We start from the raw sequence: 17,437 nt of genomic DNA, 5'->3' as shown, positions 1-17,437 counted from the left end.
GCGAGTTCTACGGTCGTGGCAGAAAACGTGTTCCGGATGTTCCGAACGTTCTGAGCACGCCGGTACCGCCTCGATGGAGAGACCATGACCAGCACGACCGCCGGGCCGGACCTGGCCCCCGGACCAGCCACCTCCCCGGTGACCGCGCCCGCCGCGCCCACCGCCCGGGCAGCGCTCCTCCTGCACCCCGTCCCGCTCGGCGCCTCGCGCAGCACCGGCGGTTTCTGGTTCGAGCGCATGCAGATCAACCGCCGGCAGGCGATCCGCACCGGCTACGACAAGCTCCAGACCGCGGGCAACCTGCGGAACCTGCGGATCGCGGCAGGGGTCGAGCAGGGTGAGGCCACGGGGCCGATCTTCATGGACTCCGACGTCTACAAGTGGCTCGAGGCGGCCGGCTGGGAGCACGCGCGGGAGCCGGACCCGCAGATCCTCGGCTGGATCCGCGAGATCACGGCCGTCGTCGCCGCCGCCCAGGCGGCGGACGGCTACCTCGACTCCGTCCAGCAGGTCCGCGGCCAGGGTGCGCGCTACACCGACCTGCACTGGAGCCACGAGCACTACTGCGCCGGGCACCTGTTCCAGGCCGCCGTCGCGGTGCACCGGGGCACGGGTGAGACAGGTCTGCTCGACATCGCGGTGAAGCTCGCCGACCACCTCGTCGCCACCTTCGGCCCTGGGCGCACCGAGGAGGTCGACGGCCACCCCGTCGTCGAGATGGGCCTGGTGGAGCTGTTCCGGGAGACGGGGAACCGGGCCTACCTCGACCTCGCACGGTGGTTCGTCGACGCTCGCGGGCACGACATCATCCGGACCCGACACGGGGCCGAACCGACCTACTTCTCCGATCGCCTCCCCGTCCGGGAGACCACCTCGCCCGAGGGCCACGCGGTCCGTGCGATCTACCTCACAGCAGGTGCGGCGGACCTCGCCGCCGAGACCGGTGACGTGGAACTGCTCGACGCCCTCGTGCGGCAGTGGGAGGGGATGCTGTCGTCCAAGACGTACGTGACGGGCGGCATCGGGTCGCGCTGGGACTGGGAGCAGTTCGGCGACCACTACGAGCTGGGCCCGGACCGCGCCTACGCCGAGACGTGCGCGGCCATCGCGAGCGTGCAGTGGAGCTGGCGGATGCTGCTGGCGACGGGGGAGGCGCGCTACGCCGACCTCGTCGAACGCACCCTGTTCAACGCGTTCCTGCCCGGGGTCTCCCTGGCCGGCACGGAGTACTTCTACGTCAACGCCCTGCAGCTCCGGCACGACGCGCACGCCGAGGAGGAACGCAGCGTCGCGCACGGACGACGACCGTGGTTCGACTGCGCGTGCTGCCCGCCGAACATCATGCGCACGTTGTCCCAGCTCGACGCGTACGTCGCGACGAGTTCGGACCGCGACGGGGTCGCCGGGGTCCAGCTGCACCAGTTCACGACCGGTGAGGTGCAGGCCGGTGGGGCCCGGGTGCGGGTGGACACTGACTACCCCTGGGACGGGACCGTCCGCGTGGAGGTCCTGGAATCCCCCGGGGAGTTCGAGCTGGCGCTGCGCGTGCCGGGGTGGGCCGAGGGTGCCGTCGCCACCGTGGTGGGCGAGCCCGTGCCCACGACGGCCGGTGACTACCTCCGCGTGCGGCGGGCCTTCTCCGTCGGTGACGTCGTCGAGCTCGTCCTGCCCATGACGGTCCGGATCGTCGAGGCCGACCCGCGCGTCGACGCCGTGCGCGGCTGCGTCGTCGTCGAACGCGGGCCGCTCGTCTACGCCGTCGAGCAGGTCGACCTGCCCGACGGCCTCGTCGCCGACGACGTGCGCGTCCGCGTCGCCGAACTGCGCGACGCCCGCGCCGAGCACCGGTCCGACCTGCTCGACGGGGTCACCGTCCTGCACCTGCCCGTCCACGCCGCGGTGGGTGCGGCGGCCGGTCCGCTCTACCGGCCGGCCGGGGACGATCCCGCGCCGCAGGCCGAGGACACCGTCCAGGTCGTCCCGTCGGTCCCCTACTACGCCTGGGCCAACCGAGAACTGGGCGCCATGCGCGTCTGGCTGCCCCGGGCCTGACCGGCCCCCGTTCCGTTCCGAGGAGGTGCGATGGAGCTCCACCGCAGGACCCTGCTCGCGCTGGGAGGGATCGCCGGTCTGTCGGCGTTGCTGCCCTCCTGCGCCTCGCAGTTGCCCGAGCCCGACGTCACGGCCGCCGGTTTCGGCCAGAACGCGACCGGTACCGTCCGGTTGTGGTGCCGGGCGGCGACCGTCGTCGCCGTCCGGCAGGTCGTCGACGCGTTCAACGCTTCGCAGGACGCCGTCAGCGTCGAGGTGACACCCGTCCTCGACGGGCAGTACGTCACGAAGCTGGCCACCGCCATCCGTGGTGGCAACGTCCCGGACATCGTGGACATCGACGACATCAACTCGATGCTGTTCATCTACCGTGATTCGTTCACCGATCTCACCCCGCTGGTGGAGCAGCTCGACTTCGCCGACCGGCTCAACCCTGGCCAGCTCGGCCTGGCCACCCGGGACCAGCGGCACTACGGCGTCCCGTACATCGCCGACAACTCGTTGCTGTACTACAACACCGAGCTGTTCGAACGTGCCGGGCTGGATCCGGTCGAACACACGCGGGACTTCGACGGTCTGCTGGAGGCCGCCCGCGCCATCGGGGCCCTGGAGGAGGGGACGTACGGCTGGACGATCGACGGCAACGCGGCCGGCATCCTCGGGTTCGTCGTCCAACCGCACCTGTGGGCGGCGGACGCGCCGAACATCGTGGGGGAGGTCGGGGACCAGCGCGGGGCGATCGAGGGTAACGACGCCGTCCGGCGCACGTTCGAGCTGTACCGGACGATGTGGACCGAAGGGCTCATGCCGCAGAGCAACTTCTCCGGTGACGGGGCCCGCTGGGGCGCGGACTTCCGCGACGGCAGGATCGGTCTGTTCCCGTCGAACTTCTCCCTCGCCGCGCTGAGCGCGACGCCGGAGATGCGCGCCAAGACCGGTGTCGTGCTGCTGCCGGGGCCGGACGGAGGGCGGTCGACGTTCGCCGGTGGGGACAACCTCTGCATCCCGCGAGGGGCGGCCAACGCCTCGGCGGCGTGGCAGTTCGCCCGCTTCGCCCTGGACCTGACCCAGCAGGAGAACCTGCCCGCCGGTGGGTACATCCCGGTGCGATCGGACGCGGCGACGGCCCGCTACCGCCAGGAGTTCCCGCTGGCCGTGGCCCCGCTGGAGGAGATCGAGAACGCCTACGCACCGACGACGCTCGCGTACAACCTGCTGTTCAACCAGCAGAACTCCCCCTGGATCGCGGCGTTCCGCCGTGCCGTCTTCGACGGTGACGTCGACGGGGCGCTGGCCCAGGGGCAGAAGGACTTCGACCGCATCCTGGAACAGGCGCAACTGTGAGCACTCTCGAGAGAAACCCCCGATCCCTCACCCACCCAGCGCGGACCGGTTTGCTGCTCACCCTGCCGGCGCTGGTCTTCGTCACGGTCTTCGTGCTCGCGCCCCTGGTGTTCGCGGTCTACATGTCCTTCACGAACTGGCCGCTCATCGGGTCCTACGAGCTCATCGGGCTGGGGAATTACGCAGCCATCGCCTCCGACCCCGTGTTCTGGAAGTCGGTGGGGTACACGGTCCTCTACACGGCGATCGTCACCCTGCCGATCCTCGTGCTGGGGTACGTGCTCGCCGTCGTCGTCCGCGCCAACCGCCGGTTCTCCACGGTGTTCCGCACCGTCTTCTTCGTCCCGTACGTCATCGGGCTGACGACGCTGAGCTTCCTCATGGTGCTGGAGGCGCAACCCGGGTCGGGGATGGTGAACATCGTCCTGGAGACCCTGGGGATCACCGACGGGACGACGGCCTGGCTGGCCGACGGTCCCCTCGCGACGGGTCTGATCTGCGTGATGATCGTCTGGGCCGTGTCGGGGCTGACCATGGTGCTGCTCATGGGCGGCATGCAGGGCATCCCGCGCGACGTCTACGAGTCGGCCGAGATGGACGGCGCCTCGTGGTGGCAGCGCGAGCGCAGCATCACGATCCCCATGCTGCGCCGCACCATCGCCATGAGCCTGGTCATCTCCGTGATCGGTTCGCTGCTGGCGTTCACGCAGTTCTACGTCCTCACCCGCGGTGGGCCGGGGACGGACACCCAGACGGTCGTCATGTACATCTACCAGCGCGGTTTCGTCCAGCTCCAGCTGGGCGCGGCCTCCGCGCTCTCGATCGTCCTGGTCGTGGTCGTCGGTCTGGTGACGGCCGCCCAGTTCCGGCTGCTGCGCGAGAAGGACTGAGGTCATGGCATCGTTGACGAGCCCCGCCACCCAGGGGACCCCCCGACTGCTCAAGGTGCGGCGCGGCCGCGAGACGCCCGGTGCAGGACGCGCTGAGAACCGCACGAAGCTGACCCTCTACTGGCTCGGGGGGATCCTCGCCACCCTGGTCTTCCTCCTGCCGCTGGCCTGGTCGGTGCTGCGCTCGTTCCAGGCGAACGAGGCCATCGTGGCGAGCGACCCGGACGTGGGGGACCTGTTCACCTTCACCACGGAGAACTTCTCGGCGCTGTTCAGCAGTGACCTCGACGTCCTGCGGTCGGTGGGCAACAGCCTGGTCGTCGCCATCGGGACCGCCGTGCTCACCGCCGTGATCGCGACGCTGGCCGGGTACGGTTTCGGGCGCTTCGCGTTCCGGGGCCGCAACGTCCTCTTCGGGGTCGTCGTGGTGACGATGATGGTGCCGTTCCAGGCGATCATCACGCCGCTGTACCTGCAGATGAACGCGATGGGACTGACCGACTCCCGGCTGGGGCTGGTGCTCTTCTACACCACGGTCAACCTGCCGTTCGGGGTCTTCGTCATGCGCAACGCCTTCGAGACGATCCCGGCCGAGATCGAGGACTCCGCCCGCGTCGACGGCGCCGGCACGATGCGCTCCCTCGTGTCCGTGCTGCGGCCCATGCTCGTTCCCGGCATGGCCACCAGCGCGCTCTACGCCTTCCTGGCGAGCTGGACCGAGTTCCTGGGGGCGCTGACGTTCCTCACCGACGACCGCCTCTACACGCTGCCGCTGTCGCTGGTGAACCTGCAGTCCGGGGCGTACGGGGCCGTGAACTACGGCTACCTCGTCGCCGGGGCCGTGGTCGCGATGATCCCGTGCGTCATCCTCTACGTGGCGTTGCAGCGGTTCTACGTCGCGGGTCTGGCCTCCGGGGCGGTGAAGGGCTGACGCCTGGCGGTCAGACGATGACCTCCAGTCGGCGGGGGATCGGTGCCACGGCGCCGGTCTCCCGCCAGGCCCGCGCGAGGGCGGGGACGACGACGGTGCGCGACGTGCGCGCGTCGGCGCCGAACGGCAGCCGCAGGTACCGCTCGAACGCCCCGTCCACCCCGAACCGCGGGCCCGCCGTCAGCAGCACGCCGTGCCGCTGCGCGGCGAGGGCCAGCACGGAACTCGTCGGGGTGGGCAGCTGGACCCACAGCGCCAGGCCGCCCGGCACGTGCGGGACGCCCCACTCCGGGAGCGCGGCCGCGAGTTCGGCGGTGAGCGCGTCGCGCCGCTGCCGCAGTTCCTCACACCGCTCGAGCAGGACCTCGTCGAGCTGGGGCAGGCAGCGGGCGACGACGAGCTGCTCCAGCACGGGGGTTCCCAGTTCCCAGGGGGTGCGGTGCGCGGCGGCGTGCCGCACGGTGGCGGCGTCGGCCCGCACCCAGCCGATCCGCAACCCGCCCCACAGCGACTTCGCCGCCGACCCGACGTGCACCGCGTCGGCGGGGAACGGCGGGGGCACCGGCCCGTCCAGGGCGAGGTCGTTGGTCGTCTCGTCGACGACGAGCCGCGTCCCGTGCCGGCGGGCCAGTTCGACGACGCGCCGGCGCAGCGCCGTGGGCATGACGGCACCCGTGGGGTTCTGGAACCCCGGCATGAGGTAGGCCAGCGCCGGACGGGTCCGGGCGAACGCGTCCTCCAGCGCCTCCTCGTCCCAGTCGCCGGGGGCCTCCCGGGTGCCGGCGGTGACGGGCACGGCGACCGGGCGGCCCCCCACCCCGCGCGCCGCGTCGACGGCGTACGGGTAGCCGGGGGACTCGACGAGGACCCGGTCGCCGGGGGACAGGAACGCGCGGCAGAGCAGACCGACGGCGTGCTGGGCGCCCAGCGTGACGAGCACCTCCTCGGGGGTCGTCGGCAGGCCCCGGGCGGTGTAGCGGTCGGCGACGGCCGCCCGCAGGGACGGGACGCCGAGGAGTTCGTACCCGTCCCCGGGCAGGTGGGTCAGCAGGTCCTGCGCCGCGGCGCGGGCCGCGTCGGCGACGACGGGGGCCGCGGGCAGGACGGCACGGGTGAGGTTGACGAGCCCACCGTCGGCGAGGGGTTCCGCGGACCCGCTGGGCGAACCCGTGGGCAGCGCGATGACGCTGCCGGAGCCGCGCACGCTGCGCAGGTGCCCGCTGTCGCGCAGGCGGGCGTAGGCCGCCGCCACCGTGGTGCGGCTGACCCCCAGCGCGGCCGCGAGCTCGCGCTCGGCCGGCAACCGGCTGCCGGACAGCACCCGGCCGTCGAGCAGCAGCAGCCGGACGCGGTCGGCCAGCGCGCGCAGGGCGGGGCCGTCGTCGCGCCAGTCGCCGAGGAGCTGGGCCAGTCCGGCGGCGGAGAGCGTGGGCACCAGTCCACCCTAGGCGGATTGGCGCTGTCGGCGGGGTGGTGGAGTGCGGTCCAATCGTGGTGTGAGCAAGCCGCTGTTCCCGTCGCGCGTCGGGCGCCTCCTCGTCGGTCTCGTCCTCTACGGCGTCGCGGAGGGGCTGATGGTCCTGGCCCACGTCGGGGTGGGGCCCTGGACCGTGTTCGCCACGGGGCTGGCCGCGCAGACGGGCGTGGGCGTCGGCTGGCTGGCCAACCTCATCGGGATCGCCGTCCTGCTGCTGTGGATCCCGTTGCGGCAGCGGCCGGGGATCGGGACGGTCCTCAACGTCCTGCTCGTCGGGACGGTCATCGAGGCCACGGTGGACCTGCTGCCCTCCCCGGAGCTCCTGCTCGTACGGGTTCCGCTGTTCGCGGTGGGACTGCTGCTGCTGGCCGTCGCGAGCGGCGTCTACATCGGCGCCGGCCTGGGGCCCGGCCCGCGCGACGGGCTGATGACCGGCCTGCACGCGCGCACCGGGCGCCCGATCTGGCAGTGCCGCGGGTTCGTCGAGGTGCCGGTGCTCGTCGTGGGGGCCGTGCTGGGCGGGGACGTGGCGGTGGGGACCGTGGTCTTCGCGTTCGGCATCGGCCCGCTCGTGGGGTTCGTCATGCCGCGGCTCGACGCGTCCCGGCGCGTGCGCGCGACCGCCGTGCCCGCCGGTGCCCGGTAGCGTCCCGGCATGCCGTACTTCGTCGCCACCTACGCCTACTCCTCCGACACCGCCGCCCGGGACGCCGGGCGCGCCGCCCACCGCGAGTACCTCGGGTCGCTGCCGCAGCTCGTCGCCTCCGGGCCGACCGACGACGACGGCGCGGTCCTCGTCCTCGAGGCGCCGGACGCGGCGGCCGTCGAGGCCCTGCTCGAGGCCGACCCGTTCGTGCGGGACGGGATCGTCGCCCAGCGCCGCGTCGTCGGGTGGACCCCCGTGCTGGGGCGCATGGCGTCGCAGTTCTGAGCCGTCCCCGGTGCGGGCAGGCGGGTGGGGAGGACCCAGCGCCTCCACCCCGACCTCCCCGGTGCCAGGTGTCCGGTGCGTCCGCGGTGACCACGACCCCACCGTCCGACAAGTCGACGAGAAAGTACTTGCGGGCATGGAAAGTACTCCTGTAGGAATGACCCATGACCACAGCAGACCGCGCCAGGACCGACCTCCGGACCGCCGACGCCGCGCTCGCGGCCGCCCGGCCCGACCCCTTCCCGCGCTGGGTCCCGCCCGCCGTGGCCGTCCCCTACGTCGCCGGCTTCACCTGCTTCGCCGTCGCGGTGTGGACGGGCGGCCTCGGGTGGGCGATCGCGGGGGTGGGGCTCTGCCTCGTCTTCTTCGTCCTCTTCCTCGTCGCCTACCTGCGCATGCCCGTGCGCTCCTACCCCCGGCGCAGCCGCCGGCAGTGGGCGCTCGAGATCGGCCTCCTCGCGGCGGCCGTCCTCGGGTACCTGTTCGTGGACGAGGGTGTCGCCCTGCTCCTGGCCGGGCTCGCGTTCGGGGTCGTCTGCTACCGCCAGCTCAGCCGACAGGGCCGGGCGTGAGCCGGGAACCCCGGCTCGACCCCGCCGTCCAGCACCCGACGAAGCTCGCGGTCGTCGCGTTCTTGTCCGGGTGCGCCGAGGCCGACTTCAAGACGGTGCGGGACCGGCTCGAACTCACCGACTCCGCGCTGTCCCGCACGCTGTCCGGCCTCGAGGAGTCCGGTCACGTCACGGTGCGCAAGGGTTTCGTCGGCAAGCGCCCCCGCACCTGGGTGTCCCTGACGGGGGAGGGCCGCACCCGGCTGGCGTCCCACCTCGCGGCGCTGCAGCAGATCGCGGCCGACGCCCTCGCCGCGGTGCCGGAGACGACCGCCTGATCCTCCCGGGATGCCCGGCGTCCGGGCGGTGCCTACGGTGGAACAGGTCGAAACCCCGGCCGGTGCATCGCCGGGGACAGCTCCCCGGCCGTCCCCCCAGGAGCCGTCCATGAGCAACACCCGTTCCACCACCTCCTCCGACCTGGCTGTCCACCACGCCCCCGTGCAGACCACCGCCTTCGTCGTCGGGATCGCGTTCCTGCTCGTCGGGGTCCTGGGGTTCGTCCCCGGCATCACCACCGGCTACGACTCGCTGGGCTGGGCCGGGCCGGACTCGACGGCCATGCTGTTCGGCGTCTTCCAGGTCTCGATCCTGCACAACCTCGTGCACCTCGCCTTCGGCGTCCTCGGTGTCCTGATGTCGCGTCGGGCGTCGGCGGCGAAGGCGTACCTCCTCGCCGGCGGCGTGGTCTACCTCGTCCTGTGGGTGTACGGCATCGTCGTGGCCGAGAGCAGCCAGGCCAACTTCGTGCCCCTCAACACCGCCGACGATTGGCTCCACCTCGGCCTGGGGCTGGGCATGGTCGCCCTCGGGCTCGTCATGCCGCGCCGCTACACCCGCGAGACCGCCCCGTCCGGGCACGGGTCCACCGCGGGCGGCGACATCCAGTAGGTCAGCGACCGGACGCCGCGTACAGCCGGCGCAGCACGTCGGCGATGTCGGGTTCCTCGACCGACAGGTCCCGCACCTCGGCCGAGCGGGACACCTGCGCCAGGACCTCCGCGGCTGTCGTCGACTCCGCCGAGAACGCGTAGCGGCGGCGGAACCCGCCCTCCTCGACCGCGAGCAGGTCGGCCCCGGTGACGAGACCGGGGTCGACCGGTTCGCGCAGGTCGACCACGAGGACGCGCTGCGCACCGACCCGGCGGACCAGGCCGGGCAGGTCCCCGTCGTAGGCGGCGCGCCCGTGGTCGACGACGAGCACGCGGTCGCACAACCGTTGCACGTCGCCCATGTCGTGGGTCGTCAGCAACAACGTCGTCCCGTGCTCGGCACGTTCGGCGCGCAGGAACTGCCGCAGGCGCTCGCTGGACAGGACGTCCAGGCCGATCGTGGGCTCGTCCAGGAGCAGCAGCTCGGGGCTGTGCAGCAGGGCGGCCGCGACCTCGCCGCGCATCCGCTGCCCCAGCGACAGCTGCCGCACGGGGGTGGTGAGGAACTCCCCGAGGCCGAGCCGGGCGTCGAGGTCGGCCAGCCGCGGCCGCCACACGTCGGCGGGCAGGCGGTGGATCGCCGCGAGCAGCCGGAACGACTCGGTGAGCGGCAGGTCCCACCACAACTGGCTGCGCTGCCCGAACACGACCCCGATGCGCCGGGCCAGGTCCCGCCGGTGGGTGACGGGGTCCAGGCCGCACGTGCGGACGGTGCCGCTCGTGGGGACGAGGATCCCCGTCAGGAGCTTCACGGTCGTCGACTTCCCGGCTCCGTTGGCCCCGATGAACCCGACCGATTCCCCGGGCGCCACCCGCAGCGACAACCCGTCGACGGCGCGGACGACCCGGCGCCGGCGGCGGAACCGCGACGTCCCCGGTTCCCGGACGACGTACTCGCGGACCAGGTCCTGCACCTCCAGCGCGGTCACGACCCGCTCCCGGTGTAGTGCCGGACCCCGCTGCGCCACAGCAGCAGCGCGACCCCCCACAGCAGCACCGCCGCCAGCGGCGAGCACCACCCCAGCCAGGCGGGCAACCCCGCCGGCCCGGGTTCCCCCAGCAGCACGAGGACCGGCAGGTAGGCGACGAAGGCGGCGGGGACGACGTAGCAGAACAACCAGCGCACCGGCCCGGAGTACAGCGAGGCCGGGTACTGCGCCGCGTTCGACCCGCCGTAGGTGATGGAGTTCACCGCCTCGCGCCCGTCGAGCAGCCAGAACTGCAACGACCCGGCGACGACGAAGACCGCGCTGAAGATGGCCGCCCCGCCGAGGACCGCCACCACCAGCAGGGCCACGGCGCGCAGGTCGAGGTCGACCCCCGCGCGCGGCCACGCCACGACGAACACCAGAGCGGCCACGAGGACCCGCCCGACCCGGCGCAGCGCGACGTCGGACGTCGCGAGCTGGGCCAGCACGGGCAGGGGGCGCAGCAGGAACGCGTCGAGGGTTCCGGAGCGCACGAGGGTGGGCAGGGTGTCGACGTGCCCGACGAGGAGGTCGGCGACCGAGAACGCGACGTTGGCCAGGGCGAAGACGAGGGCGGCCTGCCAGACGGTGAGCCCGCCGAGCTCGTCCGTCCGCGAGAACACGACGTAGATGGTGGCGAACTCCGACAGGCCGATGCCGACGTTGGCCAGGACGTCGGCGGCGAACGACGTCCGGTACGAGACCTGCGCCCGCACCCGCGAGCCCAGGAGCGCGCGGTAGGGGCCCGGCGTGCGGTCAGCCACCCTGCACCACCAGGCGCCGCGCCCCGACGGCCAGCAGGAGGCGGCCCCCGCCCAGCAGGACGGCGAGCCAGACGAGCTGGACACCCAGCAGCCGCAGCGCCTCGACGCCGGCGGCGCGGCCGAGGACGACGTCGACGGGGGTCTGCAGCATCGAGGGGAACGGGGTGGAGTGGGCGACCGCGTTCAACCACGGCGGGAACCAGGCCACCGGGATCGACAACCCGGTCAGCGTGGTGGCGAGCACGGTGTAGAGCAGGAGGATCCCGCGGACCTCGGTGAGCCAGAAGGCGACGAGGTTGACGACCCAGCGCGCCGCGAAGCTCACCGAGACTCCGACCGCGAGGCTCGCGACGCCCAGCAGGTACGGCAGTGGGGACGCCGGCAGGGCCAGTCCCGTCAGCAGGGCGCCGAGCGCGAGGGGTGGGACGCCACGGGGGAGGAGCATGAACGCGGCCCGTCCGAGGTCGGTCGCCCACGCCGCGAGCTGCGGGTCCACGGGCCGGGCCAGGTCGACGGCGATGTCGCCCGTGCGGACGCGGCGGGCGAGTTCGTCGTCGGCGAAGACGCTGACGGGGGCGAGGAACGCCTGGGTCGTCCACGCGAACGTCGCGGCCTGGAGCGGGTCGTAGCCGGCGACGGAGGCTCCTGCCGACGTCACCGTGCCCACGAGGACGGCGGCCTTGAGGGCACCGAAGACCGAGTTCGTCAGGGCGCCCGCGGCCGTCGCCGCCCGGTACGTCGACCACCTGCGGAACCCCGCCGCGACGAGGGCGGGGTACGGCGACACGACGTTCGACCCTAGTCCACGCGGCGTCGTCGCAGAAGGGTCAGCGCAGCAGCGGCGGGTGCAGGGAAGTAGCGGTCCCACGCCGGAACAGCGTCGCCGGCCGGCCCCCGTCGCGCGTCGTCGTCGCGCCGGTCGGTTCGAGGAAACCCGCGGCGCCGGTGACCTTCCGGTGGAAGTTCCGCGGGTCCAGCGCCGTGCCCCAGACGGCCTCGTAGACGCGGCGCAGTTCGGCGACGGTGAACTCCTCGGCGCAGAAGGCCGTCGCGAGCGGGGTGTACTCCAGCTTGGCGCGGGCCCGTTCGACCGCGTCGGCCAGCAGCACGTCGTGGTCGAAGGCGAGGTCGGGCAGGTCGTCGACCGGGGCCCACCGGGCGTCGGCGGCGTCGGTGCCGGCTCGGGGGACCGGCAGGTCGGGCGCCAGGGCCAGGTAGCAGACCGTCACGACGCGCTGGCGGGGGTCGCGGTCGGGGGCGCCGTAGGTCGCGACCTGTTCCAGGTGGACCAGGCCGCGGGGCAGCCCGGTCTCCTCCGCCAGTTCCCGGGCCGCGGCGCCGGGCAGGTCCTCGTCGGGTCGCACGAACCCGCCCGGCAGGGCCCACCGGCCCAGGAAGGGTTCCTCGCCCCGCTCGACGAGCAGGACGCACAGGGCTCCCTCGCGCACGGTCAGGACGACGAGGTCGACGGTCACGGCGAGGGCGGGATGGCTCACCCGGTCAGCGTACCCGTTTGTCGTCGACTTGACGACAAGGGTGGTGCCGGCTTTATCGTCACCTGGACGACAACGAGTCGTCGAGCACCGACCAGGAGGCAGTCATGGCCGACATCACCCGCTACCCGTTCGCCCGGCACCTGCGCAGCACCCCGACGACCCACGTCATCCACCACCGCCGCGGCAGGGTCGCCCACGCCGGCACCGGGCAGGCCTTCTGGTTCCGCCCGCTCAGCGCGACGCTCTCGGAGCTGCCCGTCGACGACCGCGAACTGCCCCTCCTCCTGCACGCCCGCACCGCCGACTTCGTCGACGTCACCGTCCAGGCGACCGTCACCTTCCGCATCGAGGACCCCGCGCTCGCCGCCACCCGCGTCGACTTCTCCCTCGACCCCGCCACCGGCCGCTGGCGGGCCGCACCGCTGCAGCAGATCGCCGGCCTGCTCACCGAGACCGCCCAGCAGCACGTCCTCGACGTGCTCGCCGGGATGCCGCTGCGGGACGTCCTCGTCACCGGTGTGACGCTGACCCGCGAGCGCATCACCGCGGGCCTGCTGGCCGACAGCCGCCTGGCCCAGACCGGCCTCGCCCTCGTCGACGCCCGCGTCGTCGCCGTCCGGCCCGACCCCGAGGTCGAGAAGGCCCTGGGGACCCCGACGCGCGAGCAGTTGCAGACCGAGGCCGACCGCGCGACGGCCGAACGGCGGGCCCTGGCCGTGGAGCGCGAGCGCGCGATCAGCGAGAACGAGCTGCAGAACAAGATCGCGCTGGCCCAGCGCGAGGAGCAGCTCGTCGCGCAGAAGGGCGCCAACCAGCGGCGCAGCGTCGAGGACGCCGCGGCCGCGGACGCGATCCGCACCACGGCCGAGGCCGAGCGCGAGGAGCGGCTCGCCCAGGCCCGTGCCACCGCCCGCCGCCTGCAGGGCGAGGCCGACGCCGGGGCCGAGGCGGCGCGCATGGCGGCCATCGCCGGGACCCCGCCCGAGGTGCTCCTGACGCTGGCGCTGCGGGAGTTCGCCGGGCAGCTGCCGAACGTCGGGACGCTCGTCCTGACCCCCGACGTCGTCACCGGTGCCCTGGCGAAGCTGGTGCAGCCGTGAGCCTCGCGCCCCGCGCCGTCTTCGTGCACCGCCGCACCGCCTACGCCGAGGCCGTCGCCCGGCACGGCACCCCCGGCGCCGCCGACTTCTTCCTGCGCACCCGCGGGCGGTCCCTCGACGAGCTGGCGGAGGCCGACGAGCAGCAGTGCCGGGCGCTCGCCACCGTCGCGGCCGCCGTCCCGGTCGACTGGCGCACCGGCAGCGTCGAACGCACCGACCTGTCCCGGTTCCTCTTCGCCCCCGAGGACGTCGTCGTGGTCGTCGGGCAGGACGGTCTGGTGGCCAACGTCGCCAAGTACCTGTCCGGGCAGGTCGTCGTCGGCATCGACCCCGCGCCCGGCCGGAACGCCGGGGTGCTCGTCCCGCACCCCGCGTCCGCAGCGCGCGAGCTGCTGCACCGCAGCGTGTCCGGCGGTGCCTGCGAAGCGCGCACGATGGTCCGCGCGAGCACCGACGACGGGCAGGAGCTGCACGCCCTCAACGAGGTCTTCGTAGGCCACCGCAGCCACCAGACCGCCCGCTACGTCCTGACCGCGGGGGGCCGCCGCGAGGAGCAGGCGTCCAGCGGGGTCGTCACCGGCACCGGCACGGGAGCGACGGGCTGGCTGGCCTCGCTGGCCCGGGGGCGGGCGAGCCTGCCGGCACCGACCGACGCCTCGCTGGCCTGGTTCGTGCGCGAGGCCTGGCCGTCCCGCACCACCGGCGCCGACCTCGTCACCGGTGCCCTCACCGACCAGCCCCTGACGCTCGACGTCCTGTCCGACGAGCTCGTCGTCTTCGGTGACGGCCTGGAGGACGACCGGCTCACCGCCAGCCGCGGCCAGCGGATCACCGTCACGGTGAGCCCACGGCGCCTCACGCTGCTGCGCTGAGACCCGGGTGACGTCCGAGGTGAGGTCCGACTCCGTGTCGGAGCACCCCGTGCGCGGCGGCACACTGAGGGCGTGACCCTCATCGACGACGCGCGCGCCCAGGCCCCGGCGGAGGCGACGGCCCCCACGACCGCGGAGCTGGTCGCCGCCCTCGACGCCGCCCTCGGGACGGCTCCCGGGTCGGGCACCGTCGACGCCTCCACCCGCCGGCGCGCCGAGTACACGACCGACGCCTCGAACTACCGCGTCGTCCCCCTCGTCGTCGTCTTCCCCCGCACCGTCGAGGACGTCGCCGCCGCCTGGGGCGTCTGCCGCGAGCTCGGCGTCCCCTTCACCTCCCGCGGCGCCGGGACGTCCGTGGCCGGGAACGCCATCGGGCCCGGCGTCGTGCTCGACTTCTCCCGCCACCTGCACCGCGTCCTGGAGATCGACGCCGAGGGCATGACGGCCCTCATCGAACCGGGCGTCATCCTCGACGACCTGCAGCGCCAGGCCGCCCCGCACGGGCTGCGGTTCGGCCCGGACCCCTCCACCCACGCCCGCTGCACCGTCGGCGGGATGATCGGCAACGACGCCTGCGGGTCGCACGCCCTGGCCTACGGCCGCACCTCGCACAACGTCGTCGCGCTGGAGGTCCTCGACGGGCACGGCCGCCGGTACTGGACGGACGCCCCGCCCGCCGACCTGCTGGACGAGCTGCAGGGCATCGCCTCGGCGCACCTGGGGCTGATCCGCACGTCCTTCGGCACCTTCGGCCGCCAGGTCTCCGGGTACGCCCTGGAGCACCTGCTGCCCGAGACCGGCGGCCCGACGGGGACCGCGCTGGCGCGGCTGCTCACCGGGTCCGAGGGGACGTTGGCGACGATCCTGCGGGCGCGTGTCCGGCTGGTCCGGCAGTCGCCGTCGACGACGTTCGTCGTGCTCGGGTACGACTCGATGCACGAGGCCGCCGACGCCACGCCCTCCCTGCTGGAGCACTCCCCGCTGGCCGTGGAGGGCATCGACCGGCGTCTGGCCGACGTCGTCGTGCGCCGTGGTGGTTCCGCCGACGGGCTGCCCAGCGGCAACGGCTGGCTGTTCGTCGAGATGGGCGGGGAGACCCCCGAGGAGTCGCTGGCCGCCGCGCGCGCGATGGTCGCCGACTCCCGCGCGCTGGACTCCGTCGTCATCCCGACCGCCGCCGAGGCGAAGACGTTGTGGCGCATCCGCGAGGACGGGGCCGGGCTCGCCGGCCGGTCCCCGGAGGGTCAGCCCGCGTGGCCCGGCTGGGAGGACGCCGCGGTGCCGCCGGCGAAGCTGGGGGAGTACCTGCGCGAGTTCGACGCGCTCATGGCCTCCCACGGCGTCGACGGCCTGGCGTACGGGCACTTCGGCGACGGCTGCATCCACGTCCGCATCGACTTCCCCCTGTACGAGGACGGCGGTGGGCAGAAGGCGAAGGAGTTCCTGGAGGACGCGGCGCGCCTCGTGGCCCGCCACGGCGGTTCCCTGTCCGGGGAGCACGGTGACGGCCGCGCCCGCGGCGGACTGCTGCCGCTCATGTACGACGCCGAGGCGATCACCGCGTTCGAGCAGGTCAAGCGCGCCTTCGACCCCGCCGACCTGCTGAACCCCGGTGTCATCGTGCGTCCCGCCGACGTCGCCGCCGACCTGCGCGTCCCCGCGGCCCGCCCCGCGCACGCCCTCGGGATGCCGCTGAAGTTCGCGTACTCGCGCGACGAGGGCGACCTGACGCGCGCTGTGCACCGCTGCGTCGGCGTCGGCAAGTGCCGCGCCGACACCGGCGGCGTCATGTGCCCGTCGTACCTGGCGACCGGCGACGAGAAGGACTCCACGCGCGGTCGCGCCCGGCTGCTGCAGGAGATGGCCAACGGAACCCTCGTGACCGACGGGTGGCGCTCCCAGGAGGTCAAGGACGTCCTGGACCTCTGCCTGTCCTGCAAGGGGTGCAGCGCCGACTGCCCCGCCGGCGTCGACATGCCGACGTACAAGGCGGAGTTCCTCGACAAGTTCTACGCGGGCCGCCTGCGGCCCATGAACCACTACCTGCTGGGCTGGTTGCCGCGCTGGTCGAAGCTCGCGTCCATCGCCCCGAAGGTCGTGAACCGTTTGACGTCGGTGCCGGCGCTGGCGTGGACGGCGCGGGCGCTCGGTGGGGTGGACCAGCACCGGCCGCTGCCGGCGTTCGCGGAGGAGACGTTCCGCGCCTGGTTCGATCGGCGGCCCGAGGTGCCCGGCGAACCGGTGCTGCTGTGGGTGGACTCCTTCACCGAGCACTTCTCCCCCGAGGTGGGCAAGGCGGCGGTGAAGCTGCTGGAGCACCTCGGGTTCTCGGTGCGGCTGACGGAGAAGCAGGTCTGCTGCGGGCTCACGTGGGTCTCGACCGGCCAGCTCGACGGCGCCAAACGGCAGTTGCGGTCCTCCCTCGACGCGCTGGGGACCTCGAACGTCCCCGTCGTCGGCCTGGAACCGTCGTGCACCTCGCTGCTGCGCGAGGACGCCGCCGAACTCCTGCCCGACGACCCCCGCGCGCACGCGCTGGAGAAGCGCGTCAAGACGCTCGCCGAACTCATCGCCGAGCAGCGCCCCGACTGGGTCCCCCCGCAGCTCGACCCCGACGGCCCGGTGAAGGCCGTCGTCCAGCCGCACTGCCACCAGCACGCCACGATGGGTTTCGGCCCGGACGAGCGGCTGCTCGCCAAGGCCGGGGTCGACGCGCAGGTCCTGTCGGGGTGCTGCGGGCTGGCGGGGAACTTCGGTGCCGAGAAGGGTCACCACGAGGTGTCGGTCAAGGTGGCCGAGCACGCTCTGCTGCCCGCCCTGCGCGAGCGCGGCGACGCCCTCGTCGTGGCCGACGGGTACTCGTGCCGGACGCAATCGGACAACCTCGCCGGCGTGCGGCCGAAGCACCTGGCCGAACTCCTCGCCGACGCCCTCCCGCAGGACTGACCCCACCTCACCCGCCAAACCCCTGCCCCGCCTCCTACCCCCGCGCGGAAAACACCTTCTCCGCCCTTCTCGCGGCGATCCGGGGGCGGGGGGCACGACTTCCGCCCTCCGGCGGCACCC

General features: G+C 73.4%; 17 protein-coding genes. 12 read left to right on the top strand and 5 right to left on the bottom strand.

Annotated elements, in window-relative coordinates:
* Nucleotides 1–84: 84 nt before the first annotated feature.
* The 4 genes from AB2L27_RS14370 to AB2L27_RS14355 are packed head-to-tail and all read left to right on the top strand — an operon-like array spanning nt 85 to nt 5,217.
* Nucleotides 85–2,052 (top strand): glycoside hydrolase family 127 protein, encoded by a 1,968-nt coding sequence (locus AB2L27_RS14370; RefSeq protein ID WP_370442166.1) that lies wholly within the window; start codon nt 85–87, stop codon nt 2,050–2,052.
* A gap of 30 nt (nt 2,053–2,082) precedes the next feature.
* Nucleotides 2,083–3,396: an ABC transporter substrate-binding protein gene (locus AB2L27_RS14365; protein WP_370442165.1), complete on the top strand. Its 1,314-nt coding sequence runs from the start codon at nt 2,083–2,085 to the stop codon at nt 3,394–3,396.
* 50 nt (nt 3,397–3,446) lie between these two features.
* On the top strand, nt 3,447–4,286 hold the full coding sequence (locus AB2L27_RS14360) for a carbohydrate ABC transporter permease (RefSeq protein WP_370442164.1): 840 nt from the start codon (nt 3,447–3,449) through the stop codon (nt 4,284–4,286).
* 4 nt (nt 4,287–4,290) lie between these two features.
* Nucleotides 4,291–5,217, top strand: a complete 927-nt coding sequence (locus tag AB2L27_RS14355; protein WP_370442163.1) for a carbohydrate ABC transporter permease — start codon at nt 4,291–4,293, stop codon at nt 5,215–5,217.
* A gap of 10 nt (nt 5,218–5,227) precedes the next feature.
* On the opposite strand, the gene yczR is transcribed toward AB2L27_RS14355, so the two are convergent.
* Nucleotides 5,228–6,652 (bottom strand): MocR-like transcription factor YczR, encoded by a 1,425-nt coding sequence (yczR, locus tag AB2L27_RS14350; protein WP_370442162.1) that lies wholly within the window; start codon nt 6,650–6,652, stop codon nt 5,228–5,230.
* A 61-nt stretch (nt 6,653–6,713) separates the two neighbouring features.
* Here yczR and yczE point away from each other — a divergent pair, with 61 nt between their 5' ends.
* The 5 genes from yczE (at nt 6,714) to AB2L27_RS14325 (ending at nt 9,127) form a co-directional block, all read left to right on the top strand.
* The gene (yczE, locus tag AB2L27_RS14345) at nt 6,714–7,340 is read left to right on the top strand and encodes a membrane protein YczE (RefSeq protein WP_370442161.1); all 627 of its coding nucleotides are present in this window, start codon (nt 6,714–6,716) and stop codon (nt 7,338–7,340) included.
* A gap of 9 nt (nt 7,341–7,349) precedes the next feature.
* On the top strand, nt 7,350–7,625 hold the full coding sequence (locus AB2L27_RS14340) for a YciI family protein (RefSeq protein ID WP_370442160.1): 276 nt from the start codon (nt 7,350–7,352) through the stop codon (nt 7,623–7,625).
* A gap of 164 nt (nt 7,626–7,789) precedes the next feature.
* On the top strand, nt 7,790–8,197 hold the full coding sequence (locus AB2L27_RS14335) for a hypothetical protein (protein ID WP_370442159.1): 408 nt from the start codon (nt 7,790–7,792) through the stop codon (nt 8,195–8,197).
* The gene (locus tag AB2L27_RS14330) at nt 8,194–8,514 is read left to right on the top strand and encodes a winged helix-turn-helix domain-containing protein (RefSeq protein WP_370442158.1); all 321 of its coding nucleotides are present in this window, start codon (nt 8,194–8,196) and stop codon (nt 8,512–8,514) included. The genes AB2L27_RS14335 and AB2L27_RS14330 overlap by 4 nt, the downstream gene beginning before the upstream one ends.
* 109 nt (nt 8,515–8,623) lie before the next feature.
* Entirely contained in the window at nt 8,624–9,127 is a 504-nt protein-coding gene (locus AB2L27_RS14325) for a DUF4383 domain-containing protein (RefSeq protein WP_370442157.1), read from the top strand.
* Nucleotide 9,128: 1 nt separating this feature from the next.
* Here the strand turns inward: AB2L27_RS14325 and AB2L27_RS14320 are convergent, their stop codons facing one another.
* From AB2L27_RS14320 to AB2L27_RS14305, 4 genes are read right to left on the bottom strand one after another with little or no spacing between them, the layout of a single operon-like run.
* Nucleotides 9,129–10,097, bottom strand: coding sequence for an ABC transporter ATP-binding protein (locus tag AB2L27_RS14320; protein WP_370442156.1), 969 nt, complete (start codon nt 10,095–10,097; stop codon nt 9,129–9,131).
* Nucleotides 10,094–10,900: an ABC transporter permease gene (locus AB2L27_RS14315; RefSeq protein WP_370442155.1), complete on the bottom strand. Its 807-nt coding sequence runs from the start codon at nt 10,898–10,900 to the stop codon at nt 10,094–10,096. Before AB2L27_RS14315 ends, AB2L27_RS14320 begins: the two co-directional genes overlap by 4 nt.
* Entirely contained in the window at nt 10,893–11,687 is a 795-nt protein-coding gene (locus AB2L27_RS14310; protein WP_370442154.1) for an ABC transporter permease, read from the bottom strand. The genes AB2L27_RS14315 and AB2L27_RS14310 overlap by 8 nt, the downstream gene beginning before the upstream one ends.
* Before the next feature lie 40 nt (nt 11,688–11,727).
* On the bottom strand, nt 11,728–12,396 hold the full coding sequence (locus AB2L27_RS14305) for an NUDIX hydrolase (RefSeq protein ID WP_370442153.1): 669 nt from the start codon (nt 12,394–12,396) through the stop codon (nt 11,728–11,730).
* Nucleotides 12,397–12,500: 104 nt separating this feature from the next.
* Between AB2L27_RS14305 and AB2L27_RS14300 the strand changes: the two genes are divergently transcribed.
* The 3 genes from AB2L27_RS14300 to AB2L27_RS14290 all read left to right on the top strand — a co-directional run bounded on the left by AB2L27_RS14300 (nt 12,501) and on the right by AB2L27_RS14290 (nt 17,317).
* A complete protein-coding gene (locus AB2L27_RS14300) occupies nt 12,501–13,496 on the top strand; it encodes an SPFH domain-containing protein (RefSeq protein ID WP_370442152.1) in 996 nt (331 codons plus the stop codon).
* Nucleotides 13,493–14,368, top strand: coding sequence for a hypothetical protein (locus tag AB2L27_RS14295; RefSeq protein WP_370442151.1), 876 nt, complete (start codon nt 13,493–13,495; stop codon nt 14,366–14,368). Before AB2L27_RS14300 ends, AB2L27_RS14295 begins: the two co-directional genes overlap by 4 nt.
* Before the next feature lie 72 nt (nt 14,369–14,440).
* The gene (locus tag AB2L27_RS14290; protein ID WP_370442150.1) at nt 14,441–17,317 is read left to right on the top strand and encodes an FAD-binding and (Fe-S)-binding domain-containing protein; all 2,877 of its coding nucleotides are present in this window, start codon (nt 14,441–14,443) and stop codon (nt 17,315–17,317) included.
* Nucleotides 17,318–17,437 lie beyond the last annotated feature (120 nt).

The sequence above is a fragment of the Kineococcus halophytocola genome (genome assembly GCF_041276425.1).
Taxonomy (GTDB): Bacteria; Actinomycetota; Actinomycetes; order Actinomycetales; family Kineococcaceae; genus Kineococcus; species Kineococcus halophytocola.
This window is presented reverse-complemented; position numbering and strand designations above follow the sequence as displayed.

Excerpts from the sequence above, each read along its gene's own strand:
- AB2L27_RS14370 (WP_370442166.1), top strand. The coding sequence starts at position 85 with ATGACCAGCACGACCGCCGGGCCGGACCTGGCCCCCGGACCAGCCACC.
- AB2L27_RS14340 (WP_370442160.1), top strand. The coding sequence starts at position 7,350 with ATGCCGTACTTCGTCGCCACCTACGCCTACTCCTCCGACACCGCCGCC.
- AB2L27_RS14300 (WP_370442152.1), top strand. The coding sequence starts at position 12,501 with ATGGCCGACATCACCCGCTACCCGTTCGCCCGGCACCTGCGCAGCACC.
- AB2L27_RS14355 (WP_370442163.1), top strand. The coding sequence starts at position 4,291 with ATGGCATCGTTGACGAGCCCCGCCACCCAGGGGACCCCCCGACTGCTC.
- AB2L27_RS14365 (WP_370442165.1), top strand. The coding sequence starts at position 2,083 with ATGGAGCTCCACCGCAGGACCCTGCTCGCGCTGGGAGGGATCGCCGGT.
- AB2L27_RS14335 (WP_370442159.1), top strand. The coding sequence starts at position 7,790 with ATGACCACAGCAGACCGCGCCAGGACCGACCTCCGGACCGCCGACGCC.
- AB2L27_RS14325 (WP_370442157.1), top strand. The coding sequence starts at position 8,624 with ATGAGCAACACCCGTTCCACCACCTCCTCCGACCTGGCTGTCCACCAC.